General features: G+C 72.9%; 19 protein-coding genes and 1 pseudogene. 9 read left to right on the top strand and 11 right to left on the bottom strand.

From position 1 onward, the window contains the following. Positions 1 to 125 precede the first annotated feature (125 nt). Complete coding sequence (locus tag ACFYO9_RS14460) at positions 126 to 524, top strand: FHA domain-containing protein (protein WP_358773127.1); 399 nt, start codon at positions 126 to 128, stop codon at positions 522 to 524. 71 nt (positions 525 to 595) lie between these two features. Here the strand turns inward: ACFYO9_RS14460 and ACFYO9_RS14455 are convergent, their stop codons facing one another. Continuing rightward, on the bottom strand, positions 596 to 1,273 hold the full coding sequence (locus tag ACFYO9_RS14455) for an O-methyltransferase (protein ID WP_358773125.1): 678 nt from the start codon (positions 1,271 to 1,273) through the stop codon (positions 596 to 598). 506 nt (positions 1,274 to 1,779) lie between these two features. Here ACFYO9_RS14455 and ACFYO9_RS14450 point away from each other — a divergent pair. After that, positions 1,780 to 2,340 (top strand): GNAT family N-acetyltransferase, encoded by a 561-nt coding sequence (locus ACFYO9_RS14450; RefSeq protein ID WP_358773123.1) that lies wholly within the window; start codon positions 1,780 to 1,782, stop codon positions 2,338 to 2,340. Between the two features lie 104 nt (positions 2,341 to 2,444). Here ACFYO9_RS14450 and proP read toward each other — a convergent pair whose 3' ends face one another. After that, entirely contained in the window at positions 2,445 to 3,971 is a 1,527-nt protein-coding gene (proP, locus tag ACFYO9_RS14445; RefSeq protein ID WP_388666284.1) for a glycine betaine/L-proline transporter ProP, read from the bottom strand. A 329-nt stretch (positions 3,972 to 4,300) separates the two neighbouring features. Here proP and ACFYO9_RS14440 point away from each other — a divergent pair, with 329 nt between their 5' ends. After that, positions 4,301 to 6,436 carry a bifunctional glycosyltransferase 87/phosphatase PAP2 family protein gene (locus tag ACFYO9_RS14440; RefSeq protein WP_388666281.1) on the top strand — a complete coding sequence of 712 codons (2,136 nt, stop codon included), beginning with the start codon at positions 4,301 to 4,303 and terminating at the stop codon, positions 6,434 to 6,436. On the opposite strand, the gene ACFYO9_RS14435 is transcribed toward ACFYO9_RS14440, so the two are convergent. Together ACFYO9_RS14435 and ACFYO9_RS14430 are read right to left on the bottom strand one after the other, a co-directional pair. After that, positions 6,387 to 8,012: a hypothetical protein gene (locus ACFYO9_RS14435; protein ID WP_358773119.1), complete on the bottom strand. Its 1,626-nt coding sequence runs from the start codon at positions 8,010 to 8,012 to the stop codon at positions 6,387 to 6,389. The two genes, ACFYO9_RS14440 and ACFYO9_RS14435, sit on opposite strands and share 50 nt — an antisense overlap. A 214-nt stretch (positions 8,013 to 8,226) precedes the next feature. Beyond that, the gene (locus ACFYO9_RS14430) at positions 8,227 to 9,468 is read right to left on the bottom strand and encodes a cytochrome P450 (RefSeq protein ID WP_358773117.1); all 1,242 of its coding nucleotides are present in this window, start codon (positions 9,466 to 9,468) and stop codon (positions 8,227 to 8,229) included. A gap of 250 nt (positions 9,469 to 9,718) precedes the next feature. Between ACFYO9_RS14430 and ACFYO9_RS14425 the strand changes: the two genes are divergently transcribed. Together ACFYO9_RS14425 and ACFYO9_RS14420 are read left to right on the top strand one after the other, a co-directional pair. Further along, positions 9,719 to 10,888 (top strand): steroid 3-ketoacyl-CoA thiolase, encoded by a 1,170-nt coding sequence (locus ACFYO9_RS14425; protein ID WP_355808915.1) that lies wholly within the window; start codon positions 9,719 to 9,721, stop codon positions 10,886 to 10,888. A 292-nt stretch (positions 10,889 to 11,180) separates the two neighbouring features. Beyond that, positions 11,181 to 12,458, top strand: a complete 1,278-nt coding sequence (locus tag ACFYO9_RS14420) for an alpha/beta hydrolase (RefSeq protein ID WP_358773115.1) — start codon at positions 11,181 to 11,183, stop codon at positions 12,456 to 12,458. A 92-nt stretch (positions 12,459 to 12,550) separates the two neighbouring features. Here ACFYO9_RS14420 and ACFYO9_RS14415 read toward each other — a convergent pair whose 3' ends face one another. The 7 genes and pseudogenes from ACFYO9_RS14415 to ACFYO9_RS14385 all read right to left on the bottom strand — a co-directional run bounded on the left by ACFYO9_RS14415 (position 12,551) and on the right by ACFYO9_RS14385 (position 21,049). Beyond that, positions 12,551 to 13,006, bottom strand: coding sequence for a transglycosylase SLT domain-containing protein (locus ACFYO9_RS14415; RefSeq protein WP_388666278.1), 456 nt, complete (start codon positions 13,004 to 13,006; stop codon positions 12,551 to 12,553). 336 nt (positions 13,007 to 13,342) lie between these two features. Beyond that, positions 13,343 to 14,179, bottom strand: a complete 837-nt coding sequence (locus ACFYO9_RS14410) for an ECF transporter S component (protein WP_358704886.1) — start codon at positions 14,177 to 14,179, stop codon at positions 13,343 to 13,345. Beyond that, positions 14,176 to 15,966 (bottom strand): ATP-binding cassette domain-containing protein, encoded by a 1,791-nt coding sequence (locus ACFYO9_RS14405; RefSeq protein ID WP_358773113.1) that lies wholly within the window; start codon positions 15,964 to 15,966, stop codon positions 14,176 to 14,178. Before ACFYO9_RS14405 ends, ACFYO9_RS14410 begins: the two co-directional genes overlap by 4 nt. 611 nt (positions 15,967 to 16,577) lie before the next feature. Continuing rightward, positions 16,578 to 17,711: pseudogene (locus ACFYO9_RS14400) on the bottom strand (energy-coupling factor transporter transmembrane component T); the annotation flags it as partial. Positions 17,712 to 17,742: 31 nt separating this feature from the next. Further along, a complete protein-coding gene (locus ACFYO9_RS14395; protein ID WP_388666275.1) occupies positions 17,743 to 18,444 on the bottom strand; it encodes an SCO2322 family protein in 702 nt (233 codons plus the stop codon). Then, on the bottom strand, positions 18,441 to 19,673 hold the full coding sequence (locus ACFYO9_RS14390; RefSeq protein WP_358773111.1) for a prenyltransferase/squalene oxidase repeat-containing protein: 1,233 nt from the start codon (positions 19,671 to 19,673) through the stop codon (positions 18,441 to 18,443). The genes ACFYO9_RS14395 and ACFYO9_RS14390 overlap by 4 nt, the downstream gene beginning before the upstream one ends. Positions 19,674 to 19,981: 308 nt before the next feature. Further along, positions 19,982 to 21,049 carry an MBL fold metallo-hydrolase gene (locus tag ACFYO9_RS14385; RefSeq protein ID WP_358773110.1) on the bottom strand — a complete coding sequence of 356 codons (1,068 nt, stop codon included), beginning with the start codon at positions 21,047 to 21,049 and terminating at the stop codon, positions 19,982 to 19,984. Between the two features lie 174 nt (positions 21,050 to 21,223). On the opposite strand from ACFYO9_RS14385, the gene ACFYO9_RS14380 reads away from it, so the two are divergent. The 4 genes from ACFYO9_RS14380 (at position 21,224) to ACFYO9_RS14365 (ending at position 26,061) form a co-directional block, all read left to right on the top strand. Further along, a complete protein-coding gene (locus tag ACFYO9_RS14380) occupies positions 21,224 to 22,690 on the top strand; it encodes an aldehyde dehydrogenase (RefSeq protein ID WP_358773108.1) in 1,467 nt (488 codons plus the stop codon). Next, a complete protein-coding gene (locus ACFYO9_RS14375; protein WP_358773106.1) occupies positions 22,690 to 22,923 on the top strand; it encodes a ferredoxin in 234 nt (77 codons plus the stop codon). The genes ACFYO9_RS14380 and ACFYO9_RS14375 overlap by 1 nt, the downstream gene beginning before the upstream one ends. Before the next feature lie 244 nt (positions 22,924 to 23,167). Beyond that, positions 23,168 to 25,888, top strand: a complete 2,721-nt coding sequence (lanKC, locus tag ACFYO9_RS14370; protein ID WP_358773105.1) for a class III lanthionine synthetase LanKC — start codon at positions 23,168 to 23,170, stop codon at positions 25,886 to 25,888. 47 nt (positions 25,889 to 25,935) lie between these two features. After that, the gene (locus ACFYO9_RS14365) at positions 25,936 to 26,061 is read left to right on the top strand and encodes a SapB/AmfS family lanthipeptide (RefSeq protein ID WP_355808946.1); all 126 of its coding nucleotides are present in this window, start codon (positions 25,936 to 25,938) and stop codon (positions 26,059 to 26,061) included. Positions 26,062 to 26,426 lie beyond the last annotated feature (365 nt).

Genomic DNA, 26,426 nt, shown 5'->3' with positions numbered 1-26,426 from the left:
CAGCGCCTCGTGGCAGGGGGCATTGTCGCAGGAGACCGTGCGCCTGGTCCGGGAGCCGCCTAGGATGCGGCAGCGCGCGACACACCAAATACGCTCGCCTCGGCGCGAGTTGAAGGAGCTGCCACGTGCTGGAGCTGACCATGGCCGCGGTGAGCGGGGCGGAGACGGGCGCGGGGGCGACCGCGGGCATGCTCATGGCCGAGACGCCGAGCGAGCCGGGCGCCGTCCTGTGCGTCGGGCGTGACCGGAACGTGTGCCGTCTCGTGACCCCCGACGACTGGCTCTTCGTCTCCCGTACCCACCTGGAGTTCCGCTGCGGGTCCGACGGCGCGTGGTCCGTGCGCTGGCTGCGCGGCTCGAACCCCGACCCGGCGTCCGAGGTCCGGGTGGTCTCCGGGGGCACGGCGCGGGCCCTCTCGTACGGAGGGTCCGCGCCGCTCGCCCGGGGCGGCTCCGGCGAGGTCGTCATCCAGGACCGGGCGGGGCCGCGCAGTGTGAACGTCGGCTATTTCCACGAGGGTTGAGCGTCCTGGGCGGTGTGGCCGTGTCGGGCGGCTTCGGCTGTGTCAGGTGGCCTCGGCCGGGTCGGTTCGGGTCAGGCGAGTACGCGGGCCAGCGCGAAGCCGTCGTATCCCTTCGTGCCCACCGTCTGTACGGCCGTGGCGCTCAGCCTGGGGTGCTCCGCCATGAGCTCCAGCGCGGCCCGGGTGCCGCGTACGGCGGGGTCGGTGCTCGAGCCGTCGGCGACGGCGCCGCCGCGTACGACGTTGTCGAGGACGATCAGGCTGCCCGGCCGGGTGAGTTTGAGCGACCACTCCAGGTAGTGCGCGTTGTTGGCCTTGTCGGCGTCGATGAAGACGAAGTCGAAGGGCTCGGGGTTCGCGGCGTGCTCGGCGCCCAGTTCCGTGAGCGAGTCGAGCGCGGGGCCCACGCGGACCTCGGCGGTCTTGTCGAACCCGGCGCGGGCGAGGTTGGCGCGGGCCACGTCCGCGTGTTCCGGGCTGTATTCGAGGGTGACGAGCCGGCCGTCGGCGGGCAGGGCGCGGGCCAGCCAGATGGTGCTGTAGCCGCCGAGGGTGCCGATCTCCAGGATGCGGCGCGCGCCCTGGATCTGGGCGAGGAGGTGGAGGAGTTTGCCCTGGTTGGGGGCGACGTTGATCTGTGGCAGGCCGGCGGTGTCGCTGTCGCGGAGGGCGGCGGTGAGGGTGTCGTCGGCGGGGGCGAGGAGGTCGGTGAAGTAGGCGTCGACGGTGGTCCACTGTTGCGGGTTCACGCGGGGCGTTCCCTTCGACGGTTTAGTTAGTCTCGCTAAAGAGTGTATCGCCGTGTGCGGGGTCTTGGCAGACGGCTTTGCGCGGTTACCGGTGGCCCGGAGCCTTTGTCCGCGGGGCGGCGGGTTGTTCGCGCAGTTCCCCGCGCCCCTTGTCTCGTGCCTGAGGTCGTTTCTTGTCTGCGGGTCGTGGGGGTTTTTGCGCAGTTCCCCGCGCCCCTTGACTCGTGCCGCGGTCGTTCCTTGCCTGCGGGGCGGTGGGGTTTTTGCGCAGTTCCCCGCGCCCCTGTATCTCGCGTCCCTGGCAGGTTTCCTGCGGGGCGGTGGGTTGCTTGCGCCGTTTCCCGCGTCTCTTGGCGGCGCCTTCGCCGCGGTCCATGCCAGTGCCCCGTAAGGGGCGCGGGGAACTGCGCGGTCAGCCACCACCGGCCCGCACCCGGGAGCACACCGTCTGCCGCCGGTCGGAAAACCGGTGGCAGGTCCGGCTCGACCGTGGCGAAGATCGCGGCATGGCCAACTTTCTGGAGACCGACCGGCTCGTCCTGCGCGCGTTCACGGCTGCCGACATCGACCACCTGCTCGCCCTGGACAACGACCCCGAGGTCATGCGCTTCATCAATGGTGGCCGCCCCACAAGTCGGGAGGCCATCGAGACGCGGACCCTCCCGCGGCTCCTGCACGACCACCCGTGCTGGGAGACCCGCGGTTTCTGGGCCGCGCAGGAGAAGCCCACCGGCACCTTCCTGGGCTGGTTCGAGTTCCGGCCGTTGGAGGAGCACAGCCCCGCCGTGGTCGAACTCGGTTACCGGTTGAACCGGGCGACATGGGGGCGCGGCTATGCCACCGAGGGGTCCCGGGCCCTGGTCCACAAGGGGTTCGCGGAACTGGAGGTCGAGCGGGTCACCGCGAACGCCATGGCCGTCAACACCCGCTCCCGTCGCGTGATGGAGAAATCGGGCCTGTCCTTCGTCCGGAGCTTCACCGGGGACTGGCCGGAGGCGATCGAGGGCTCCGAGCACGGTGAAGTCGAGTACGAACTCACCCGGACCGAGTGGGAGCAGCACCGATAGACATCGGCGGTCCAATCAGCGCCCAGCGCGAAGGCGCCGCCAAGGGGCGCGGGGAACCGCGCGACCAACCCCCACCGCCCCGCACCCGGGAAACGACCCTTCCGCTACACCGCCGGAGGCGACCCCGGCAACGGCCTGCGGGCCGATTCCGTCATGTACCAGACCGCGATGCCGCCCACCACCGCCGCCGCCATCATGTAATACGCGGGCATCATCTTGTCGCCCGTCGCGCCGATCAGCGCCGTCACGACCAGCGGTGTCGTACCGCCGAAGACCGAGACGGAGATGTTGAAGCCGATGGAGAGGGAGCCGTAGCGGACCTTCGTCGGGAAGAGCGCCGGCAGGGTCGACGGCATCGACGCCGTGAAGCAGACCAGGAGCAGGCCGAGCGCGCCGAGGCCGAGCCCGATCGCCCACAGCGAGCCCTCGCGGATCAGGAGCAGGGCGGGTACGGAGAGCAGGAGGAAGCCCGCGCAGCCCGCCGCGATCACCGGGCGGCGGCCGACCCGGTCCGTGAGTCCGCCCATGAACGGCTGGACGCACATCATCAGCGCCATCACGCCCAGGATGACAAGCAGCCCGTGCGTCTCGTCGTACTTGAGCTCGCTGGTCAGATAGCTCGGCATGTACGACAGGAGCATGTAGTCCGTGACGTTGAAGACCAGGACCAGGCCCATGCAGAGCAGCAGGGCCTTCCACTGGCCCGTGACCATGTCGCGCAGGCGGACCTTCGCGCGGGACTGCTCGTCCTTGTGGGCCTTTTCGAGCTGCGCGGCGAACGCCGGGGTCTCCTCCAGCCTCATCCGGAGGTAGAGGCCGATCAGGCCCATCGGGCCCGCGATCAGGAACGGGATGCGCCAGCCCCAGGAGAGGAGTGCGTCGGTCGAGAGCAGGGCCGTCATCAGGGTGACCAGGCCCGCGCCGCCGATGTAGCCCGCCAGCGTGCCGAACTCCAGCCAGCTGCCGAGGAAGCCCCGCTTCTTGTCGGGGGCGTACTCGGCGATGAACGTGGAGGCACCCGCGTACTCGCCGCCCGTGGAGAAGCCCTGCACCAGACGGGCGAGGAGCAGCAGGACCGGCGCCCAGACACCGATCACCGCGTACGAGGGGATCAGGCCGATCGCGAACGTGCCCGCCGCCATCATGATCATGGTGACCGCGAGGACCTTCTGGCGGCCCACGCGGTCGCCGAGCGGGCCGAAGACCATGCCGCCGAGCGGCCGGATCAGGAAGGCCGCGGCGAACGCGCCGAAGGTGGAGAGCAGCTGCGCCGTCGGGTTGCCCGAGGGGAAGAAGACCTTGCCCAGCGTTACGGCGATGTAGCTGTAGACGCCGAAGTCGAACCACTCCATCGCGTTGCCGAGGGCCGCCGCCTTCACCGCGCGCCTGACCATCGCCGGGTCGGTGACGGTCACCTCCCCGGGGCCGTACGCGGACTCCGCGGATCCCGACGACCCCGATGAGCCGGCGGCCCCCGAGGATCCCGAGGGCTTCGGTGGCTCCGCGGACCTCGAGGAACCGGGCTTCCGTAGTGCGGGGGTGGCGCTCGCCAAGGGTTCGCTCGCCTGCTCTCGATCGACGACATGGGCGGGGCCGCACCCGGTCACCGGCGCGGCCCGAAAAGCGACCATAGGTGCAAGGGCCATCATTACGGTCGGTGTCCGGTCGGCCGCACAGCGCGCAGAAAGTGCTTCTGTCCAGGTCAAACGACGTTTCCGCAGGTGGCAGGGGTGCGGCCCGGCTGTGATCTATGTCGCGGCCCGGGCCGGGAACCGCGCACCGGAGGTTCGGAGACCAGCCCCGCGGAAAGGCCGGCGACCGCCCCTGTTGAGCCAGGGAGCCGAAAAGCCGATGGAAAACGGTGTGGCCGCCAGGTGAAGTGGCGGTTGCGTGCGTCTCACAACAGGGCGCGGTCCGTACGAGCCGACGACTGAAGGCCGTGCCGGAACGTGCCGCACACATGACGGACCGGGCGGGAGGCCGACGGGGCGTGGTGGACGTCGAGCAGAGCGGAACGCACACGGCACCGGGCACAACCCTGGGAGCGGGGCAGGCCGGTGGCCCCGAGGCGCGGGTCGGAGCCGCCCGCGTCGCTCTCTGGCTGATCGCCGCCTTCCTCGCGGTCCGGCAGGTCATCGACGTGCTGCGGACGCCCGCGGGGGAGCGGTTCACCGATCTGGAGAGGTGGATCGGGCCGGACGGCGTCCTGCACGTCAACGGCTCCTTCTACGACGCGGACAAGTTCACCGGGCCGCCCTTCGCCGGCCTCGTCCTCAAACCGCTCGCGCGCACCGGGGAACAGGCGCTCGGCTGGGTCTGGACCTTCGGCACCCTCGGCCTGGTCGTCGTCCTGGGCCTCGTCGCCGCCCGCGCCCTGCCGCAGCCCGTCACCCGGCGCACCTCGCTGCTCGCCGCCCCCGTGGCGATCAGCCTGCTCATCCTGTCGCTGCCGGTGCGCAACACCCTGCACCTCGGCCAGACCAGCATCCTGCCGGTCCTGCTCGTCCTGCTCGGGCTCTTCGCGGTCCGCGGCGAACGGTCCTGCGGCGCCCTCATCGGCGTCGGCGCCGCCCTGCAGCCGACCGCGCTGCTCTTCGCCGCGCTGTTCTGGTGCACCGGCCGCAAGAAGGCCGCCGCGTCGACCGGCGCCGCCTTCGCCGCCTGCACCGTGCTCGCCTGGGCCGCGACGCCGGGCGACTCGTCCACGTACTGGTTCCACCACCTCGCGGGCGCCGGCCTGGGCGGGCGCGCGGACGCCACCGCCAACCAGTCGCTGCACGGCATGCTGCTCCGCCTGGGCCTGCAGGGCCCGCTGGAGACCGGCCTCTTCCTGGCCCTGAGCGCCGCCGTCATCTCCGTGGGCCTGCGCCGCGCCGTGCGCTACGCCCGGGACGGGCAGCTGCTCCTCGCCGTCGCCATCACCGGCTGCGTGGCGGTCGCGGTGTCCCCGACGACGTGGCAGCACCAGCTCCTGTGGGTGCTCTTCGCGGTGGTCGGCCGGGTCGGCACGCGCAGCTCCGACCGTTACGTGTGGCCGGTGGCCGTCGTCCTGGTGTCGACGCTGCCCGCCACGATGATGCTGCCGAACATGCCGGTCACCGAGCCGGTCCGGGACGACGTCGTGCTGATCGCGGCGCTCGCCGCGGCCGCCGTCGTGCCGTTCCTGTCCCGCGCGCACCCGCGCTACCGGCGGCCCGTCCCCACCGAGTACGCCGCGCCCGTGCCGGCCCGCTGGAGCAGGGTGCCGCTGGTGCCGTTCTGGCGGCGCGTCCTGACCCGCCCGAACCTGCTGCTCGAACTGCTCCTGATCCGCGTCGGCTACTCCGCGTACCAGCAGGTCAGGCTCGCGGCGACGGGCGGCACGATCTCCGGGGGGCGGGACGCCGCCGAGCGGCACGGCGCGCAGGTGCACGCGGTCGAGCGGTTCCTGCACATCGACGTGGAGCACTGGTTCAACCATCTGACCGCGCGGACCGGCTGGATGGAGGAGTTCTTCGACTTCTACTACACGTCGTTCCACTTCGTGGTGCCGCTGACCGTCCTCGGCGTCCTGTACGTGCGCAGGCCCGCCGACTACCGCTGGGCGCGCTCCGCGCTCGGGTTCGCCACGGTCCTCGCGCTCATCGGCTTCTGGGCCTACCCGCTCGCCCCGCCGCGGCTGATGCCGGGGCTCGGCTTCATCGACACGGTGCACGGCGTGCAGGACTTCACCCGGCCCGACTACGGCACGCTGACCGAACTCACCAACCAGTACGCGGCGATGCCCTCGCTGCACTTCGGCTGGTCCCTGTGGTGCGGCCTGGTCATCGCGGTCGTGGCGCCCCGGTGGTGGATGAAGGCGCTCGGCCTGCTCCACCCGTTCTTCACGGTCTGCGCGATCGTGGGCACCGGCAACCACTGGGTGCTCGACGCGGTGGGCGGCGCGGCCGTGGTGGGCGCGGGCTTCGGCCTCACCTACGCGCTGTCCGGACCCCGCGTGCGGCAGCCGCTGAAGGTGGCGACGGGCGGCGAGGCCCCTGCCGGTGCCGCCCCTGCCCGCGACCCCCTCAAGGGCACGTCGAGTGGCGGCCCGTGGAGCGGCGGTAGCCCGAGCTGATCTCGTACGTGCCGGGCGCGGGCACCGAGAGGCGGGTGAACTCGCCCTTCGGCGTCAGGCAGGCCCCCTCGGCCCGCAGCCACGGCGAGTACACCAGGCGCAGCGTCACCGAGCCCCGCTTCGGCACCCGCACCACCACGTTCGACCCCGTGGAGCGCACGACGGCCGCGGGCTCGGAGACCAGCGGCACCGCGTTCCGCACCCGGAAGATCTGCCAGTACGGGTCCCGCCAGACCGGCTCAAGCCACTTCGGCCCGCCCGCCACCAGCGCCGCCTCGTCCTCGGCGAAGCCGTCCGGTTTGCCCGCGGGCAGCACCACGTACCCGACGGCCCACTTGTCGAGCCACGCGCGGTAGGTGCCCGGCGAGAACGAGCCGTCGTAGAAGAGCCGGCCGCGCTCGATGTCGAGCTGACGGTTCCAGCCACGCGCCATGTTCACGTACGGGGCGAGCGCGGTGGCCTCGCGGTGGTTGCGGGTCGGCACCACCTCGACCCGGGTGCGGTTGGCCTCAAGACGCTCCAGCTCCCGCACCACGCCCTGGGTGTCGACCGCCCACTTCGGCACCTTCGTCGACACCACGAGGTCGTCGACGGTCTTCTGCGTCACCCACGCCGAGGACAGCACGAGCGTCACCGTCAGCGCGATCCTGCGGGCCCGGGTGAGGCCGGGGACGAGCAGCGCGGCGAGCAGCAGCGCGGGGCCGACCAGCTCGGCGAGCCGCTCCACGTTGGTGCCGATCGGAGAGGGGATGAGATACGTCAGGACGGTCCCGACGGCGTACACGCCCGCGCCCCACCGCACCACCCGCCACTCGCGCGGCCCGCCCAGGATGAGGGCCAGGCTGAAAAGGACCGGCGGGAAGATCCGGTCGAAGGGCATCAGATGCTCGCCGGTGAAGGGGAACAGCACCGTGGTCGCCGCCACGACGACGAAGGGCGGCAGGACCAGCGCCGCCGCGCGTGCCCAGTCGCGTACGAAGAAGTAGCCCGCGCCCGCCACCACCAGGAACAGCCCCGCGACGGGCGAGCCCATGGTGGCGAGGGCCGCGCACACCACCGCGACGACCACCCGCCGCCGGCGCACCAGCGCCAGACAGGCCGCGAGCCCGAAGGCGAGACCGAGCGCGAACGTGGTGCGCCCGGAGGCCACGTTGCACCAGATCGCGAGCGAGGCGAGCACCGCGGGCCACAGCGGCCTGCGGATGCCGGACCGGTCGATCAGCGCGGCGACCAGCCAGGCGCCCGCGACCCCGGACAGCACCGTCACCGTCCGCACGCCGAGCGCGGCCATCAGATACGGCGAGATCAGGCTGTAGTTGGCGGTGTGCATGCCGCCGTACCAGAACAGGTTGTACGCGGCCGTACCGTGCTCGGAGGCGAACCGCGCCCAGGCCTGCTGCGCCGCGAGGTCGCCGCCGCCCGTCGCGAGGAAGGCCACCCACACCGCGTACAGGGGAAGCGTGGGGACGGTGGCGAGGAGCGGGACGCGGTGACGGCGCAGGAAGGGACGCGGCGGCGCGTTCCGTCCGGCGGTCGCGCGGTCGGACGGCGTGAGCGTTACGTCGGCAGAGACCACGGCCACCGTTTCCGTTCGAGTCCTGGGGAGGCAAGGTTCACTTCTCAGGACGCTTCCTGCAACGGAAACGTTGGTTTCGTACACGTGATTGACCTGATGCCGCGCTTCCTCCGGGGGAGGCAGGGGCGGGGGCGTGAGAGGGATCGCCCCTGCCTCCCTGGAGGCGGGTCAGCCGCCGCGCTGATGTGTCCACCGGCCGCTGACCCGGCGTCCCTCAGGTGCTGACCTGCAGTTCCTTGATGCCGTTGAGCCAGGCGGAGCGCAGCCTGCGCGGGTCGCCGGTCAGGTGCAGACCGGGCATGGCGTCGGCGATCGCGTTGAAGATGAGGTTGATCTCCAGGACCGCGAGGGACTTGCCGAGGCAGAAATGCGGTCCACCGCCGCCGAAACCGAGGTGCGGATTCGGGTCACGGGTGATGTCGAACCGCTCCGGCGATTCGAACACGTCGGGGTCGTTGTTGGCCGACGAGTAGAAGATGCCGACGCGATCGCCCCGCTTGATCCGGGCGCCGCCGAGCTCGGTGTCCTCGGTGGCCGTGCGCTGGAAGGAGACGACCGGGGTCGCCCAGCGCACGATCTCCTCGGCCGTCGTCGCGGGGCGCTCGCGTTTGAAGAGCTCCCACTGGTCCGGATGGGTGAGGAAGGCGTGCATGCCGTGGGTGATGGCGTTGCGGGTGGTCTCGTTGCCGGCCACCGCGAGCAGGATCACGAAGAACCCGAACTCGTCGCCGGAGAGGTTGCCCTCGTCCTCGGCCGCCACCAGTTGGCTGACGATGTCCTTGGCGGGGCACTCCTTGCGGGCCGCGGCGAGGTTCATCGCGTACGCCACGATCTCCATCGCCGCCTCGGCGCCGACCTCCTCGGTGATCGCGTACTCCGGATCGTCGTACGCCGCCATCTTGTTGGACCAGTCGAAGATCTTGGAGCGGTCCTCCTGCGGCACGCCGATCAGCTCGGCGATGGCCTGGAGCGGCAGTTCGACGGCCACGTTCGTGACGAAGTCGAAGGAGCCGTCGGGGGCCGCGCCGGCGAGGGCCGCGTCGACGATGGAGCCGGCGCGGGCGCGCAGCGCGTCCTCCAGGGAGCGGATGGCGCGGGGGGTGAAGCCGCGCTGGACGATCTGGCGGACCCGGGTGTGCTCGGGCGGGTCCATGTTGAGCATGATGAGCTTCTGGACATCGATCTGGTCCCGGGTGATCGTCTCGTTGAAGCGGATGATCGCGGTGTTGAGGTTGGAGGAGAACAACTCCGGGTGCGTGGAGACGTACTTGACGTCCTCGTGCCGCGTGACGGCCCAGTAGCCCGCGTCGTCGTAGCCGGAGATGCGGGGCGGCTGGGTGATCCAGCGCACCGGCTCCGTCTGCCGCAGCCGGGCGAACTCCGGCAGCGGCACGCGGCTTTGCAGCAGGTCGGGGTCGGTGAAGTCGAACCCGTCGGGCAGCGCTGGACAGGTCATCGGCAACTCCAGGCGGTGAACTGAGTTCTGACGGACCATCAGGCAGTGGCTCGAAAGGTAGTAACGGGTTCTACAAGAGGCAAGGGCCTGGACCGGACGATTACGCGCGAGTCCCGCGCAAGGTGCGTGCAAGACCCTTGCGGCGCATGGGTCCGGCTCAGCAGACTGCTGCACAGAACTAGAACGCGTACTAGTTCCACTCGCGAGCCGCCGGGACGGCTCGCGGGACGTGGAGGGAGAGGACGAGCCCATGGCCGCGGAACCCGTCATCGTCGAAGCAGTACGCACGCCCATCGGCAAGCGCGCGGGCGCGCTCGCCAATCTCCACCCCGCCTATCTGCTCGGCGAGACCTATCGCGAACTCCTCGGCCGTACCGGCATCCACGCCGACTGCGTCGAACAGATCGTCGGCGGTACGGTGACGCACGCCGGCGAGCAGTCCATGAACCCGGCGCGCACCGCCTGGCTCACCATGGGACTGCCGTACGAGACCGCGGCGACCACCGTGGACTGCCAGTGCGGCTCCTCGCAGCAGGCGAGCCACATGGTCGCCAACATGGTCGCGGCCGGCGTCATCGACGTCGGGATCAGCTGCGGCGTCGAGGCGATGTCGCGGGTGCCGCTCGGCTCGGGGTCCAAGCACGGGCCCGGCAAGCCGTTCCCCGAGGAGTGGAACGTCGACCTGCCCAACCAGTTCGAGGCCGCCGAGCGCATCGCCCGCAAGCGCGGCCTCACCCGCGAGAACGTCGACTCCCTCGGCCTCATCTCGCAGGAGCGGGCGGCCGTCGCCTGGGCGGAGGAACGCTTCAAGCGCGAGACGTTCGCCGTGCAGGTGCCCACCACGGAGGAGGAACAGGGCGCCGGGCAGGGCATGTGGCGGCTCGTCGACCGCGACGAGGGGCTGCGCGACACCACGATGGAGGCGCTCGGCGGCCTCAAGCCGGTCATGCCGACCGCCGTGCACACGGCGGGCAACTCCTCGCAGATCTCGGACGGGGCGGCGGCCATCATGTGGGCGTCCAAGCGGATGGCGCGCGCCCTGAAGCTGAGGCCGCGGGCGCGGATCGTCGCGCAGGCGCTGGTCGGCGCGGACCCGCACTTCCACCTCGACGGGCCCGTCGACGCGACGCGGGCGGTGCTGGGCAAGGCGGGGATGTCCCTGAAGGACATCGACATCGTCGAGATCAACGAGGCGTTCGCCTCTGTGGTGTTGAGCTGGGCGCAGGTCTTCGGGCAGGACCTGGAGAAGGTGAACGTGAACGGCGGGGCGATTGCGTTGGGCCATCCCGTGGGCGCGACCGGGGCGCGGCTCATCACCACGGCGCTGCACGAACTGGAGCGCAGGGACAAGGAGTTCGCGCTGGTGACGATGTGTGCGGGGGGTGCGGTGGCGACGGGGACGATTTTGCAGCGGCTGTAGTCCGTGAGGTGGGCGTCTCACGTGGCTCGGTCTGTCACCGGCTTCGCCGAGTTCGTCCTCAAGCGCCGGACGGGCTGAATCTGTCCCGGGCTGTGGTCGGGCGGCGGGTTCGTGGTGGGCGTCTCACGTGGCTCGGTCTGTCACCGGCTTCGCCGAGTTCGTCCTCAAGCGCCGGACGGGCTGAATCTGTCCCGGTCCGTCGTTGGGTGCGGTCGTCCAGGGGCGTACGTACACCCCCCGTCGGGGGGCATGTCGGATGTCGTGGTGGGGCGTGGGTTCGTAGCGTCTTCGTATGACCAACTCGACTTGTCGCCATGGCCGTTCCGTACGACGAGGGGGCGCCGTTCTCCTCGCCCTCGTGCTCGGGGGGCTTGCTGTTGCGCCCGCCGGGCAGGCCGCGCAGGCCGCGCAGGCCGCGCAGGCCGCGCAGAGGGAAGGGCAAGGTGCCGTCGTCGTGCGGGGCGGGGGGCGGGGTGTGTTGCTGCGTGTTGTTCCCGTCGCCGATCTCAGCCGTGCCCAGGTCGTCGCCTTCCTCAAGGAGGGGGAGATCGGTACGGCCACCGTGCGGTACGGGGTGACGGCGTACCGTCTCACCTATCGCACCGTCGACACCCAGGGACGGCCCACCACCGCCACCGGCCTCCTCGTGCTGCCGAAGAGCCCCGGCGCCCGGCCTCTCGGGCTCGTCTCCGACACCCACGGCACCATGGTCCACCGCGACTACGCGCCCTCCGTGACCGAGGACTTCGGGCGGCTGACCCCCTATCTGCACGCCGCCGCGGGCAAGGCCGTCGCCGCCCCGGACTACCTCGGGCTCGGGCGCGGGCCCGGCCGTCACCCGTACATGGACACGCACTCCGCGGTGACCGCGTCCGAGGACATGCTGCGGGCCGCGCGCAGCGCCGCGCACCGGCAGGGGCGGACCCTCTCCGGTGACCTGTACCTCACCGGGTTCTCGCAGGGCGGGCAGGTGGCGATGGCGCTGGGCCGGCAGATGCGGGACAGGAGGGACGGGTTCACCGTGCGGGCCGTCGCTCCGGTCAGCGGGCCCTACGATCTGGCCGGCGAGGAGATGCCGGCCCTCCTCGACGGTCGGGTCAACGGCACGAGCGGCGTCTTCTACCTCTCGTACTTCCTGGTGGCCCAGAACCGTCTGCACCCGGTCTACCGGGATCCCGCCGAGGTGTTCCGCGCCCCCTACGCGGACCGGGTCGAGCAGCTCTTCGACGGGCGGCACGGGGAGGAGGACGTCGTCGAGGCGCTGCCCCGGTCGGTGAAGGAACTGGTCACGCCCGCCTTCTACGAGCGGCTGCGGCACCCGGCGGGCGGCCTGAAGGAGGCCCTGACCGTGAACGACGGGTCCTGCGACTGGAAGCCCGCGGCTCCCGTACGGCTCTACGCGGCGCGCGGCGACACCGACGTGCCCATCGGAAACGCCCGCAGTTGCGCGGCCGACCTCGCCCGGCACGGCGTGCGCGCCCCGGTCATGGACCAGGGCGACGTGCCGCACATGCGGTCGGTCCCGGTGGCGGCACCGAAGATCGCGCGGTGGTTCGCGGCGGTGCGCTGAGAGCCGAAAGAGGCGGCAACCCCTGAGTGAGGGGTTGCCGCCTCTTTCAGCGGCTCAGCGGCTCAGACGCTCAGCGGATATGCGGCTGCGGCTCAGTACCAGCCGTTCGCCTGCCAGTGGTTCCAGGCGCCGACCGGGCTGCCGTAGCGCTCGTTCATGTACTTCAGACCCCACTCGATCTGCGTCTCGGGGTTGGTCTTCCAGTCCGCGCCCGCGGAGGCCATCTTCGAGCCGGGCAGGGCCTGGACCAGGCCGTAGGCGCCGGACGCGGAGTTGGTCGCGCTCGCGTTCCAGCCGCTCTCGTGCGAGACGATCTTGTCGAACGCGGCGAACTGCGCGGGGTCGGCGATCTTCTTCTTGGCGATCGCCTTGGCGGAGGTCGGCGCGGCGGCGGGGGCGGCGGCCGGGGCGGCCGCCTTCGTGGTGGTCGGGGTGGCTGCCTGGGCCGGGGCCGCGGCGAAGACCATGCCGGAGGCGGCTGCGGCGACGAGGCCGCCGGTGAGGGCCTTCTTCGGGGAAGCGATGCGGCGGATGAGCGAGGCGGACACGGAGGACCTTCCGGTGGGGGACGGGGAGTCGCGGTGCACGCCATGGAACGTGGGGGACATGCGGCGGCGCCGCGTCCCCGGGGGGCGTCGGCGCCGTGCGACTCCTCCACAGAAACAGCCGCCCCCGGGTGAGTGCAATGTCCGTATTTACTAGTGGAAATCGCATCCGCGCCGAACGTCCGTCGTGTGACCTGTCTCTCAATGCGCAGGTCGGAGGCGGTTTTGATGTGGGCACACCAAGACGCGCGGTCTACGCCCCCGCTTCGTAGAGGACGAAAGACCTGTGGGCCGCCTCACGCCGAAGGGACCTCGAAGTGACGCGCGGCGACCGGCCGTTTACGGCTTCGGGGCGGTGAATGTGACGGGCGCCTCGAAGGCCGCCCGGCGCGTGGCCCGGCGCAGCGCCTTGAGGACGGCGGGACCGAGCGCGAGGCTCAGCAGCACGGTGACGACGGCGCGCGGCAGGTCCCAGCCGAGCGAGGTCGCCAGGCAGTACGCGACGAAGCGGCCGAGGTTGTCCGCCACCGGGTCGCCCGGCACGAAGGAGACGCCGGTGGCCAGGCCGCCCAGGTAGGGCCAGCCCTGGAGGTTCATCACCGTGCCGTACAACACCGAGGACACCGCCCCGTAGACCGCGAGCAGCCACAGCTCACGCCGTCCGCGCAGGGTGTCGGGGCCCGGCAGCAGCCCCGCGCCCATGCAGACCCAGCCCATCGACAGCATCTGGAACGGCATCCACGGCCCGACCCCGCCGGTCAGCAGCGCCGACGCGAACATCGACACCGCGCCGAGCACGAACCCGAAACCCGGCCCCAGCACCCGCCCGCTCAGCACCATCAGGAAGAACATCGGCTCGATGCCCGCCGTCCCTGCACCGAGCGGCCGCAGTGCGGCGCCCGCCGCGGCGAGGACGCCGAGCATCGCGATGGCCTTGGCGTCGAGGCCGACGTCCGCGATCGTCGCCACCACCACGGCGAGCAGCAGCGGGAGCAGCGCCGCGAACAGCCAGGGCGCGTCCTGCGCGTGGTCGCTGAGCCCGGAGCCGCCGCCCGCGAGCAGCGGCCACCCGAAAGCGACCACGCCGACCGCGCTGACCAGCGCGAGCGCGGCGATCGAGCGGCGGCCAAGGCGGATGGGCCGAGCCTGGCGCTGGGTCTTCGCGGCGGCCGTCACGACGGGCCCGTCCCGTCCGCGTCCAGCGCCTGCCGCACCTGCGTCACGGTCAGCCACTCCTGCGGCGCCAGGATCTTCGTGACCTGCGGCGCGAACGACGGCGACGACACCACGATCTGCTCGGTCGGGCCGTCCGCGACCACCTCGCCGTCCGCGAGGATCACCACGCGGTGCGCGATCTCGGCGGCCAGCTCCACGTCGTGCGTGGCGAGCACCAGCGCGTGCCCCGTGGCGGCGAGGTCGCGCAGGACGGTGACCAGGCGGGCCTTGGCCGCGTAGTCGAGGCCGCGGGTCGGCTCGTCCAGGAGGAGCAGGGGCGGCCGCGCGGTGAGGACGATCGACAGGGCGAGCGCGAGGCGCTGGCCCTCGGAGAGGTCACGGGGGTGGGTGTCGTCCGCGATGCCGGGCAGCAGCTCGCTGACCAGGTCCCGGCAGGTCCCCGGCGTCGCGTCGGCGTCGTGGTCGGCGGCCGCGCACTCGGCGGCCACCGTGTCCGCGTACAGCAGGTCGCGCGGCTCCTGGGGGACCAGGCCGACGTGCCGGATCAGCCGGCGCGGGGGCGTGCGGTGCGGGACCGCGCCGCCGACGCGGACCGTGCCGGAGGTGGGTTCGAGCAGGCCGACCAGGGTGGACAGGAGTGTGGACTTGCCCGCGCCGTTGCGGCCCATCAGGGCGACGGTCTCGCCGGGGGTCACGGTGAGGTCGACGCGGCGCAGCGCCTCGACGCGTCCGCGCCGCACGGCGAGACGGTCGACGACGCCGGCGGCCGCCGCCCCCTCGGACGCGCCGCCGAAGACCGCACGGCCCCCGGCTGCACGGTCCTCGGCCGTACGGTCTCCGGACGCAGGGTCCTCGCCCGTACGGTTCCTGCGCGGCCGGGACCACCGCCCGGACCTCTTCTCCGCCCTCTTCTCCGCGGCCCCGTGGGCCCGCTCCGGTGGGGTCTCCCGGGGCGGCCGGGGCGGCCGGGCCTCGGCGAGCCGCTCCCGGAGGGCGCCCGCCCCGCGCCGCGCGTCGCGCACGGTCAGCGGCAGCGGCGACCAGCCCGCGAGTCGGCCGAGCGCGACCACCGGGGGGAAGACGGGGGAGCGGGCCATCAGCGCGGCCGGGTCGCCGAGCACCGGAGGCTCGCCCGGCGCGGCGAGCAGCAGCACCTGGTCCGCGTACTGCACCACCCGCTCCAGGCGGTGCTCGGCCATCAGGACCGTGGTGCCCAGGTCGTGGACGAGCCGTTGCAGCACCGCGAGGACCTCTTCGGCGGCGGCCGGGTCGAGCGCGGACGTCGGCTCGTCGAGGACCAGGACCCGCGGGTGCGGGGTGAGCACGGAGCCGATGGCGACGCGCTGCCGCTGGCCGCCGGACAGGGTCGCGATGGGACGCTCGCGCAGGTCGGCGAGGCCCAGCAGGTCCAGGGTCTCCTCGACGCGGCGGCGCATCACGTCCGGGGCGAGGCCCAGCGACTCCATGCCGTAGGCCAGCTCGTCCTCGACGGTGTCCGTCACGAAGTGGGCGAGGGGGTCCTGGCCCACGGTGCCGACGACGTCGGCGAGTTCGCGCGGTTTGTGGGTACGGGTGTCGCGGCCCGCCACGGTCACGCGGCCGCGCAGGGTGCCGCCGGTGAAGTGCGGCACGAGCCCGCTCACGGTGCCGAGCAGGGTGGACTTGCCGACCCCGGACGGCCCGACGAGCAGGACCAGTTCGCCCTCGGGCACGGTGAGGTCGACCCCGCGGACGGTGGGCCCGGACGCCCCCTCGTAACACACCGAGACGTCCTCGAAGCGGATCATGAGGTCTCCTCGGGGGAAGCGGGGGAGGCGGGCGGAGCGGAAGAGGAGGCGGAGGGGGGTACGGGGGCGGCGGCCTCGTGCGGGGGTGGCGTGCGCCAGGCGGCGGAGGAGGGTTTCTCCGCGGGGTTGGGCTCGCGCGGGTCGGCGGGCGCGGACTCCGCCCCGCTCGCCGCACCGGCCGACCCCGTCGCAGTCGCCCCGGCCCGCTCACTCGCCGCTTCGTGCGGGGGTGGCGTGCGCCAGGCGGCGGGCGAGGGCTTCTCCGCGGGGGCGGGCTTCCGCGGGTCGGCGGGCGCGGGCTCCGACCCGTTCGCCGTCTCGTGCGGGGGTGGCGTGCGCCAGGCGGCGGGGGAGGGCTTCTCCGCCGGGGCGGGCTCCCGCGGGTCGGTGGGCGCGGACACCGAACCGTTCGCCGCTTCGTGCGGGGGTGGCGTCCGCCATGCGGCGGGCGAGGGCTTCTCCGCCGGGTTGGGCTCCCGCAGGCCGGCGGGCGCGGACTCCGACCCGCTCGTCGCCCCGGCCGGCCCCGTCGCAGTCGCCCCGGCCGACCCCCTCGCAGTCGCCCCGGCCCGCCCCCTCGCCGCCCCACCCCGCCCCGTCCCCGTCCCCGTCCCCGTCCCCTCGGACGGTGCCGGTGCCGCGAGCGCCGGCAGTAGTCCGAGCAGTACCGCGGCCGCCGGCCACAGCGGCAGGGTCGGTGTGACCAGCGGTACGACACCGGGCTGCAGCGCGGCCGGGTCGTATGAGGCGGCCCAGATCATCAGCCCCGCCACCGCGGCCCCCGACCCGGCGACCAGCCAGGCGCGCACGCCCCACGGGTCGGGCCGGTAGCGGGTGCGCACCGAGCGGCGGCCGCCGAGCCGCAGTCCCGCGAGCGCGGCGAGCAGGCCGGCGAGCAGTACGGGAAGGCCGTAGGTGGTGCCTTGCGCGGTCAGCAGTCCGTACGTCCCGACGCAGACGCCCATCAGACCGCCGAGGGTCAGCACCGCCGTGGCCCTGCGCACCCCGGCGGGGACCGGCACGACGCGGCCGAAGCCCCGCGCGTCCATCGCCGCCGCCAGCGCCACCGATCGCTCCAAGGCGCCCTCCAAGACCGGAAGGCCGACCTGCAGCAGCCCGCGGATGCCGCTGTCGGGACGGCCGCGCAGCCGCCGGGCGGCCCGCAGCCGCTGCACGTCCGTGATGAGGTTCGGCGCGAAGGTCATCGCCACGACGACGGCGACCCCCACCTCGTACAGCGCGCCCGGCAGCGACTTGAGCAGCCGGGCCGGGCTCGCCAGCGCGTTCGCGGCGCCGACACAGATCAGCAGCCCGGCGAGCCGGATGCCGTCGTAGAGCGCGAAGGTCAGGCCCTCGGCCGTGACCCGGCCGCCGATGCGTACGCCCTTGGCCCAGTCGGGCAGCGGCACCTCGGGCAGCGTGACGAGCGTGTGCGTGCCGGGGATCGGTGAGCCGAGCACGACCGCGAAGACCAGCCGGATCGCGATGACCACGAGCCCCAGCTTCACGAACGCGCCGTACGACTTCGCCCACGGCGCCGACGTCCGCCGCGCCGCCACCACATAGCCCGCGACGCCGATCAGCAGCCCGATGAGCAGCGGATTGGTGGTGCGGGACGCGGCGGTGCCGAGGCCGATGGCCCACACCCACCAGGCGCCCGGGTGCAGCGCGTTGCTCCGGTGCGCCTCGGGGGCGAGGCGGCGGCGCAGCGCTCCGGGCGCGCGCCCGCCGTGGTCGTCCGTCATGAGGCCGTCCGTGTCCGTCGTCCGTGCCGCGTCAGCCGCGCCGGCGCCGGGCCTGCCAGAGGGCGGCGCCGCCCAGCAGTGCGACGGCGACGACCCCGGCGATCAGGCCGAACGAGGGCCCGCCGGCGTCATCGTCCCGTCCGGAGAGTGCGTCGGCCGACTCCTTCTTGCCGGTGCCGGCCCCGGCGACCTGCTCGCCGCAGCCCGACTTCGGGTAGCCGTCGATGGCGCAGAGCAGCGCCTTGCTGTCGTAGCGCAGCGGCTCGGCGACCGAGGCGAGCGCCTCCGCGCTGGTGGCGTCCTCGCCGACCCGGGCGCAGGCGGTACGCGGCTTCGGCGGGGTCTCGCCGTCGGGGGCGTCGCCCGCCGTGCCGAAGTCGACGACGAGGGCGACGCGCTTGCGGCCGTCCTTGGCCGGGGTCTTCGCGCAGATGTCCCGGAAGCCGGCGGCCCCGCGCGGCTTCGCGGCGTCCTTGGAGTCCTCGGAGACCGCGAAGCGGAAGCCCTGCACGGCGCCGTCCTCGGGCCGCGCGGTGCCGGGGCCCTGACTCGCGTACGTCCACCCGGCGCCGTCCCGGTCCCAGAACGACCAGTAGCGGTAGCCGGCGGCCTGGGCGGGCGCGACGGCGAGGACGCCGAGGAGCGCGGCGAGGACGGTCCCGAGGGTCAGGGCGGCGCGGGCGCGCCGCCCGGCTCGCGCCGGGCGCCCGCGCCGCTCGCGGCCTCGCGTCACGGCTGCTTCTTCTTGCGGTTGCCGCTGTACAGGAAGCCGATGCCGATGCCGGCGACCAGGCCGACGCCGATGATCCACCAGACGCTGACGCCGCCGTCGTCGTCCTTCTTCTTGTCGTCCTCGTCCGAGGCGGTGGCGGAGTCCGACGCGCCCTGCGGGGCGGGGCCCTGCGCGTTCAGCTGCTTGACGAGGTCGGCGCCGCCGAAGTCGCGGGCGTCGAGGCCGGTCGCGTGCGCGGCGAAGATCAGCTGGGCGTACGCGGCGGGGCCCGACTCCTTCGCCCAGTCCGCGGAGTTCTCCGTCAGCCACTGGGCGGACTTCTCGGCCCGCTCCTTCTGCCCGGCGGCGGCGAGGGCGACCACGGCGTCCGCGGTGTTGCCGACGTCCGGCTGGTCGGTGGCGCCCGGCATCGAGGACATCAGGTGGTCCTCGGTCTTGCCGAGGGTCTTCAGGAGGTAGCCGGTGCCGTTGCTCGCGGCCTGCGCGGCGGTGTCGGGCTCCGCGCACTTCGGGGCGCCGGACGCGTTCTTCTTGGCGGGCGTCACGACCAGGCCCCGGCCGAGGCTGCCGAGCACGCCGGCCGCGGTGGCGTCGGCGTTCGGCGAGAGCTTGCCGGACTTGGCGTCGGCGAGGCCGAAGGCGCCGCCGTCCTTGCCGCAGTCCATCGCGAGCTTCGGCAGCGCGTCGTAGGGGGACTTGCCGTCGTGGGACTTGGCGGAGGCTGGGTTGCGGCCGGCCGCGACGAGCGCGCCGACGACGATGCCGGTGGAGTTCGCGTCGGAGGGCAGGCCCGGGTTGTAGCCCCAGCCGCCGTCCTTGTTCTGCACCGACGTCAGCCACTGGACGCTCTTCTTCACCGTCTTGTCCTGGCCGCCGAGGGCGGCGAGGGCCTGCACGGCGGCGGCGGTGGAGTTGCTGTCGACCTGGGTCTTGGAGCCGCACGGCTCGGTGGCGTCCGCGCGGAACGGCGCGAAGCCGCCGCTCGCGCACTGCTGCCCGGTCAGCCAGTCGACGGCCTTGGCGGCGGGCTGCACGCCCTCGGTGTGCTGGGCGAGCAGGGCGTACGACTGGCGGAAGACGCCGTCGAACTTGGGGTCCTTCGTGCCGTAGAGGCCCGAGGGGAGCGCGGTCGAGGGCGACGGGGAGGGGGCCGCGACGGCGGCCGGTGCGGCGGCCGAGCCCAGCACGGCGACGGCGGCCAGGACCGCGGCGCTGCGACGAACGTTCATGATGGGGCGGGTTGCCTCTCCCTGCGGGGAGCGGGGCGCACGGCACCGTGCGGGCACGGCCTCCGGGCGGCTCCGGCTCCGTATACCTCGACGGTGCCGCTCACCGGGGTCCGGTGACGCGAGCCGGTCACGTTCCGCGCCGGGCATTCCGGCTCACCACGTTGCGTGGTTCACGGATTGGGGTCTCCCCTGCTCGAGCGGAGCCGAGAGCTTGGGGAAGGGTCAGCGCCGGAATTGCACCGGCTTCCCCCTGCGCGGACGTGAGGACGACTTCCTCACTCTACCGGCCGGTCCGCGCGCCCTTCGGGTCACACCGCCACGAACGCGACCGGATCGCTCCCGGCCACGGCCTCCGCGCGCCCCAGCTTCACCAGGCGCCGGACGTGGGCCTCCGCCTCCGACACGGCGATGTTGCGCGAGCCGTAGGGGATCTGTGCCCAGGGCCGGTTCCACTCCATGCGTTCGGCGAGCTGCCAGGGGGTGAGGGGCTCGGCGAGCAGGGTGAGCAGGCCCGTCAGGCGCTCCTCGTGGTGGTCGAGGAGTTCGCGGACCCGGCCGGGGGCGTCGGTGAACGCGTGCTGGTGGGCGGGGAGCACCTCGGCGGGGGCGAGCCGGCCGACCCGTTCCAGGGAGTCGAGGTAGTCGCCGAGGGGGTCGGTCACCAGGTGGTCGTCGGGGTCCTCGTACAGGCCGATGTGCGGGGTGATGCCGGGCAGCAGGTGGTCGCCGGAGAAGAGCCTGCCGTTGCCCCGCAGGCCCGCCGGGTGGTCCTCCTCCAGGTGCAGGCAGACGTGGCCCGGGGTGTGGCCCGGTGTCCAGATCGCCCGCAGGCGCCGGCCCGGCAGGGCGAGCAGCTCGCCGGGCGTGATGTCCCGGTCGGGCAGCGCGGGGTCGAGGCCGGGCAGTCCGCGCGGCCTGCCCTCCTCGCGGGCGCGGATCAGCGGGGCGACGTGGTCGGCGGGGGCGCCCGCGGCGGTGAGCTTGGCCGCCATGTAGCCGTACCAGCGCTCGGGCGGGTTGGCGCGCGTGCGGCGTACGACGGAGGCGTCCGCCTCGTGCATCGCGATCCAGGCGCCCGAGGCCTCCCGGACCTTCGCGGAGAGCCCGTGGTGGTCGGGGTGGTGGTGGGTGATGACGACGCCGTGCACCTCGGCGACGGCGGTCCCGCAGGCGGCGAGCCCGGCGGTGAGGGTGGACCAGGAGGCCGGGTCGTCCCAGCCGGTGTCGATCAGGACCGGGCCCGCGTCGGTGTCCAGGAGGTGGACCAGGGTGTGGCCGAGGGGGTTGTCGGGGATCGGGACCTTGATGCTCCGGACGCCGCCGCCGTGCTCGATCACCGGCGGGCCGCTCGCCTGCGTGCCGCTCACCTGCGTCATGGGCGCCTCGTCTCTGTCGCTGGTGCCGCCACTATAACTAGAACTGGTTTCAATGGTCGCCCAAGTCGACAGACGTGGAAGCGAGTTGGCCCTTCCGTCCGTGGACTCCTCCAACTAGAACTGGTATCAGTTCTGAAACGGTGTCAGGAAGCGCTCCGCAGGAGGCAGTCAGCCATGACCGAGCTCGTGGAACACGGACAGCTGTTCATCGGCGGGGAGTTGGTGGACCCGCTCGGCAAGGGCGTCATCGACGTCGTCTCCCCGCACACCGAAGAGGTCTTCGCCCGCGTGCCGCACGCGGCGCCCGCCGACGTGGACCGCGCCGTCGCCGCCGCCCGGGCCGCCTTCGAGCACGGCCCCTGGCCCCGGATGACGCCGGACGAGCGCATCGAGGTCGTCACGAAGATCAAGGACGGCTTCGCGGTACGCCACGAGGAGATCGCCCGCGTCATCAGCTCCGAGAACGGCACCCCGTACACCTCCAGCGTGATGGTGCAGGCTCTCGCCGCGATGATGGTGTGGGACGCGGCGATCACCGTGGCCCGCGACTTCCGGTACGAGGAGGCGCGCGACGGTGTGCTCGGCCGCATCCTCGTGCGGCGCGAACCGGTGGGCGTCGTCGCGGCCGTCGTGCCGTGGAACGTCCCGCAGTTCACCGCCGCCGCCAAACTCGCGCCCGCCCTGCTCGCCGGCTGCCCGGTGATCCTCAAGACCTCGCCGGAGGCGCCGCTCGACGCGTACATCCTCGCCGAGCTCGCCGCCGAGGCCGGGCTGCCGGAGGGGGTGCTCTCGGTCATCAGCGCCGACCGCGAGGTCAGCGAGTACCTCGTCGGGCACCCGGACGTCGACAAGGTCTCCTTCACCGGGTCGGTCGCCGCGGGCAAGCGCGTCATGGAGGTCGCCGCCCGCAATCTGACGCGCGTGACGCTGGAGCTCGGCGGCAAGTCGGCCGCCGTCGTGCTGCCGGACGCCGACGCGGCGGCCGCCGTCGCGGGCATCGTGCCGTTCGCCTGGATGGTCAACGGCCAGGCCTGCGTGGCCCAGACGCGCATCCTGGTGCCACGGACCCGCTACGACGAGTTCGCCGAGGCCTTCGCCGCCGCCGCGTCCGCGCTCAAGGTCGGCGACCCGCTCGACCCCGCCACCGAACTCGGCCCGCTCGTCGCCGAGCGGCAGCGCCAACGCTCCCTCGACTACATCCGCATCGGCCAGGAGGAGGGCGCCAAGATCCTTGCGGGCGGCGGCCGCCCGGCCGGCATCGACCGCGGCTGGTACGTCGAGCCGACCCTCTTCGGCGACGTCGACAACTCCATGCGGATCGCCCGCGAGGAGATCTTCGGCCCCGTCATCTGCCTGCTCCCGTACGGCGACGAGAGCGAGGCCGTACGGATCGCCAACGACTCCGACTACGGGCTCAGCGGCAGCGTCTGGACCGCCGATGTGGAGCGCGGCATCGACATCGCACGCCGGGTCCGCACCGGCACGTACTCCGTGAACACCTTCAGCCTCGACATGCTCGGGCCCTTCGGCGGCTACAAGAACTCCGGCCTGGGGCGGGAGTTCGGCCCCGAGGGGTACGGCGAGTACTTCGAGCACAAGATGATCCACCTCCCGGCCGGTCATGAGGGGACGGGTGCCTGATGGGTGACCGCTGGCACGTCGAGGTCGACCGGTCGGTGTGCATCGGCTCCGGCATGTGCGTGCTCACCGCGCCCGGCCGCTTCGAGCTGGACACCGCCCGCCAGTCGCACCCCGCGGACGCCGAGACCGACGCCAACGAGAAGGTCCTGAAGGCCGCGGAGGGCTGCCCCGTCGAGGCCATCACCCTCACGCTCGCCGACGGCGGGGAGGTCGTGTTCCCGCCGGAGGATTAGGGCCCGCCCGCCGGACGCCCGTCGTCACCACCACATCGTCAACCACCGTGCACCCGCGCCCCTTTCAGCCGATGGGGGCGCGGGTGTCGCCATTTGTCCTACCCCTCGATACTCTGGGCTCTCGAACATGAGCGAACGTGACTTTACGCATGCGTTCCGCACGGCCATCCGATGACACTCGTGACTGTTCCGCCCCCCGGCGCCCTGGAAATCTCTCTGCCACGCCGAGCAGAGAGGGGACACCATGGACAAGCGGTACGAGGTCTACTGTCTCGCCGACAGACACTTCTACGAGACCCCGGACCGACTCTCGTCCACGGGCCCCGCGAGCGCCCCGGAATTCTCCGCGGCCCGCCGCCCCGTCCCCGCCGGCTGGCGTGCCGGCCGCATGGGTGACTGGCTCTCCCTCGTCCCGGTCGACGACAGCGGAGCCTCGCTCCCCGCCCCCCAGCAGGGCTGGAAGATCCACGTCTCCGCCACCCTGGAGAACGCGGACCGCGTCGCGGAGATCGTCCGGGACTACTGCGTGCCCCGCACGATCCCCTTCAAGTTCGTGCCGGCCAAGCACCTGCTGCACCTGCGCAACAGCAAGTACGCCGGGCGCGACCACAGCGGCAAGGCCGTCACCGTCTACCCGGCCGACGAGAAGCAACTGCAGGAGATCGTCACCGAGTTGGGCGAACTCCTCGACGGCTTCGAGGGCCCGTACATCCTCACCGACCTGCGCTGGCGGCAGGGCCCGCTCTACGTCAGGTACGGCGCGTTCACCCGCCGCATGGTCGACAACGGCAGGGGCACCCTGGTCCCCGCCATCGAGAACGGCGCGGGAGAGCTCGTCCCCGACCCGCGCGACCCGGCCTTCAAGGTCCCCGAGTGGCTGACGCTGCCCGCCTTCCTCGAACCGGCGCTCGAGGCCCGCAACACGTCGACCGTCGCCGACCTGCCGTACCGCATCGAGAAGGCCCTGCACTTCTCCAACGGCGGCGGCGTCTACGCGGGCACCGACACCCGCGACGGCAGCAAGGTCGTCCTCAAGGAAGGCCGTCCGCACGCGGGACTCGCCGCCGACGGCGCCGACGCCGTGGCCCGGCTCGAGCGCGAGAAGGACGCCCTGGAGAAGCTCTCCGGACTCGGCGTGGCCCCCGAGGTGCGCGACTGGTTCCTCCTGGACGGCCACCGCTTCCTCGTCATGGACTTTCTGGAGGGCTCCACCCTCAACTCCTTCTTCGCCCACCGGCACCCGCTGTGCACCAGCGATCCGGACCCGGCCGAGATATCCGAGTACACGGCCTGGGCGCTGCGCATGCACCGCGCCGTCGAGGAGGCCGTCGCCGCCGTGCACGAGCGGGGCGTCGTCTTCAACGACCTGCACCTCTTCAACATCATGGTCGCGCCCGACGAACAGAGCGTGCGACTCCTCGACTTCGAGGCCGCGACCGCCGTGGGCGACGCGGGACGGCAGGTCGTCGCGCACCCCGGGTTCCTCGCCCCGCCGGACCGCACCGGCACGGACGTCGACCACTACGCCCTGGCCTGTCTGCGCCTCGCCCTCTTCCTGCCGGTCACCACGCTGCTCTCCATCGACCGCGGCAAGGCGGCGCACTTCGCCGAGGTGATCGCGGCCGAATTCCCCGACGTACCGGCGGAGTTCCTCGCCGAGGCGGTCGCCGAGATCGAACACGGCGGACAGCGCGGGACGGCGGGCCACGAACCGGCGCCGGTCCGCGCGGCGGGAGACGCGGAGGCCCAGGAGGGGGGCATCCCGCAGGGGGGCGGGACCGGCGCCACCCGTCGGCCGGCCGGGGCGGCCGCACCTTTGGTCGACCCCGCCGACTGGCCCTATAGCCGCGACTCGATGGTCAAGGCGATCCTCGCGTCGGCCACCCCCGACCGCGACGACCGGCTCTTCCCCGGCGACATCGCCCAGTTCGCCGAGGGCGGCGGGCTCGGCCTCGCGCACGGCGCGGCCGGCGTCCTGCTTGCCCTCGCCGAGAGCGGCGCCGAACGGTACGAGGAGGGCGAGCGCTGGCTCCTGAAGCACACCGCGCCCGCCCCCACCGGCACCCCGCTCGGGCTGCACGACGGCCTCGCCGGCATCGCCCACGTGCTCGACCGGCTCGGCCACCGCACCCGCGCCCTCGACCTCATGGACCTCGTCCTCAGGGAGAAGTGGCAGCGCCTGCCCTCCGACCTGTACGGCGGACTCGCCGGCCTCGGCCTGGCCCTCGACTCGCTCGCGCACAGCACCGGCGAGACGACCCTGTCCCGGCACGCGGAACAGGCGGCGGAACTGCTCGCCGCGCGGCTCACCGAACAGGAGGCGGCGCCCGCCCCCAAGGCCGGGCGGCGCCGGGCCGGACTGCTGCGCGGGACCACCGGATCCGCCCTGCTCTTCCTGCGCCTGTACGAGCGCGGCGGCGACGCCGCCCTCCTCGACCTGGCGGCCCGCGCCCTGCGCGCCGACCTCGCCCAGTGCGTGACCCACGAGAAGGACGGCAGCCTCTCGGTGAACGAGGGCTGGCGCACCATGCCCTACCTCGGCGCCGGCAGCGTCGGCATCGGCATGGTCCTCGACGACTACCTGGCCCACCGGGACGACGCCGCGTTCGAGGCGGCACGGCCCGGCATCCTGGCCGCCGCGCGCTCCCGCTTCTGCGTACAGCCCGGCCTCTTCCAGGGCCGCGCCGGACTGCTGCTGCACGTCAGCCGCAGCACCACGCCGGGCATCACCCCCGACGACGTCGCCGCGCAGGTCGAGGAGCTCGGCTGGTTCGCGATGTCGTACGCGGGCCAACTCGCCTTCCCCGGCGAGCAGATGCTGCGCCTCTCGATGGACCTGCACACCGGAACGGCCGGCTGCCTCCTCGCCCTCGCCGGGGCGCTCGGTGACGGCACCGCGCACGTCCCCTTCCTGCCGCCCCTGCGGCGGCCCCAGACCCGGTCCCGTGACATCGCGGGGTCGTGACACCACACCACGGGGGGCCTCAACTCCCCTTACAGAGAGGGAATCTCATGGCACTTCTCGACCTTCAGAGCATGGAATCCGACGAGATGACGGGCGGCGGCGGCGGTGGCGGCGGCAGCCAGGCGAGCCTGCTGCTGTGCTGGAGCACGGCGAGCGTCGTTCTCTGCCTCTGATGCCTGACCGCTTCTGAGCGGAACGACATGAAGGCCCGGGCGGCACCCCGCAAGGGGCCCGCCCGGGCCCACCGCTGGTCGCTGGCCGCGGGGCTTGGCGGGACGTACGCGCCCGGCGAGGCGCACGTGCCGGACTGGGCGTGCGCGCCCGGCGGGGTTTCGGCACACGGTGAGGCGTACGCGCCCGACACGACGCACGTACCCGGCGAGGCCCACGCGCCCGGCGGGATGTGCGCGTCCGGCGAGGCGTACGGGCCCGGCGGGACGGAAACGCCCTGTGCGGCGCTCGCGCCCGAGACGACGCGCGCCCCTGCAAGGTCTACGCACCCGGCATGACGCACGCCCCCTGCAAGGTCAACGCACCC

Source organism: Streptomyces sp. NPDC005863 (genome assembly GCF_042871345.1).
Lineage (GTDB): Bacteria > Actinomycetota > Actinomycetes > Streptomycetales > Streptomycetaceae > Streptomyces.
The sequence above is the reverse complement of the archived record's forward strand: the minus strand, read 5'-3'. Positions and strand labels throughout refer to the sequence as shown.

Excerpts from the sequence above, each read along its gene's own strand:
- ACFYO9_RS14450 (WP_358773123.1), top strand. The coding sequence starts at position 1,780 with ATGGCCAACTTTCTGGAGACCGACCGGCTCGTCCTGCGCGCGTTCACG.
- proP (WP_388666284.1), bottom strand. The coding sequence starts at position 3,971 with ATGGTCGCTTTTCGGGCCGCGCCGGTGACCGGGTGCGGCCCCGCCCAT.
- ACFYO9_RS14440 (WP_388666281.1), top strand. The coding sequence starts at position 4,301 with ATGACGGACCGGGCGGGAGGCCGACGGGGCGTGGTGGACGTCGAGCAG.
- ACFYO9_RS14430 (WP_358773117.1), bottom strand. The coding sequence starts at position 9,468 with ATGACCTGTCCAGCGCTGCCCGACGGGTTCGACTTCACCGACCCCGAC.
- ACFYO9_RS14425 (WP_355808915.1), top strand. The coding sequence starts at position 9,719 with ATGGCCGCGGAACCCGTCATCGTCGAAGCAGTACGCACGCCCATCGGC.
- ACFYO9_RS14420 (WP_358773115.1), top strand. The coding sequence starts at position 11,181 with ATGACCAACTCGACTTGTCGCCATGGCCGTTCCGTACGACGAGGGGGC.
- ACFYO9_RS14405 (WP_358773113.1), bottom strand. The coding sequence starts at position 15,966 with ATGATCCGCTTCGAGGACGTCTCGGTGTGTTACGAGGGGGCGTCCGGG.
- ACFYO9_RS14390 (WP_358773111.1), bottom strand. The coding sequence starts at position 19,673 with ATGAACGTTCGTCGCAGCGCCGCGGTCCTGGCCGCCGTCGCCGTGCTG.
- ACFYO9_RS14385 (WP_358773110.1), bottom strand. The coding sequence starts at position 21,049 with ATGACGCAGGTGAGCGGCACGCAGGCGAGCGGCCCGCCGGTGATCGAG.
- ACFYO9_RS14380 (WP_358773108.1), top strand. The coding sequence starts at position 21,224 with ATGACCGAGCTCGTGGAACACGGACAGCTGTTCATCGGCGGGGAGTTG.
- ACFYO9_RS14375 (WP_358773106.1), top strand. The coding sequence starts at position 22,690 with ATGGGTGACCGCTGGCACGTCGAGGTCGACCGGTCGGTGTGCATCGGC.
- lanKC (WP_358773105.1), top strand. The coding sequence starts at position 23,168 with ATGGACAAGCGGTACGAGGTCTACTGTCTCGCCGACAGACACTTCTAC.
- ACFYO9_RS14365 (WP_355808946.1), top strand. The coding sequence starts at position 25,936 with ATGGCACTTCTCGACCTTCAGAGCATGGAATCCGACGAGATGACGGGC.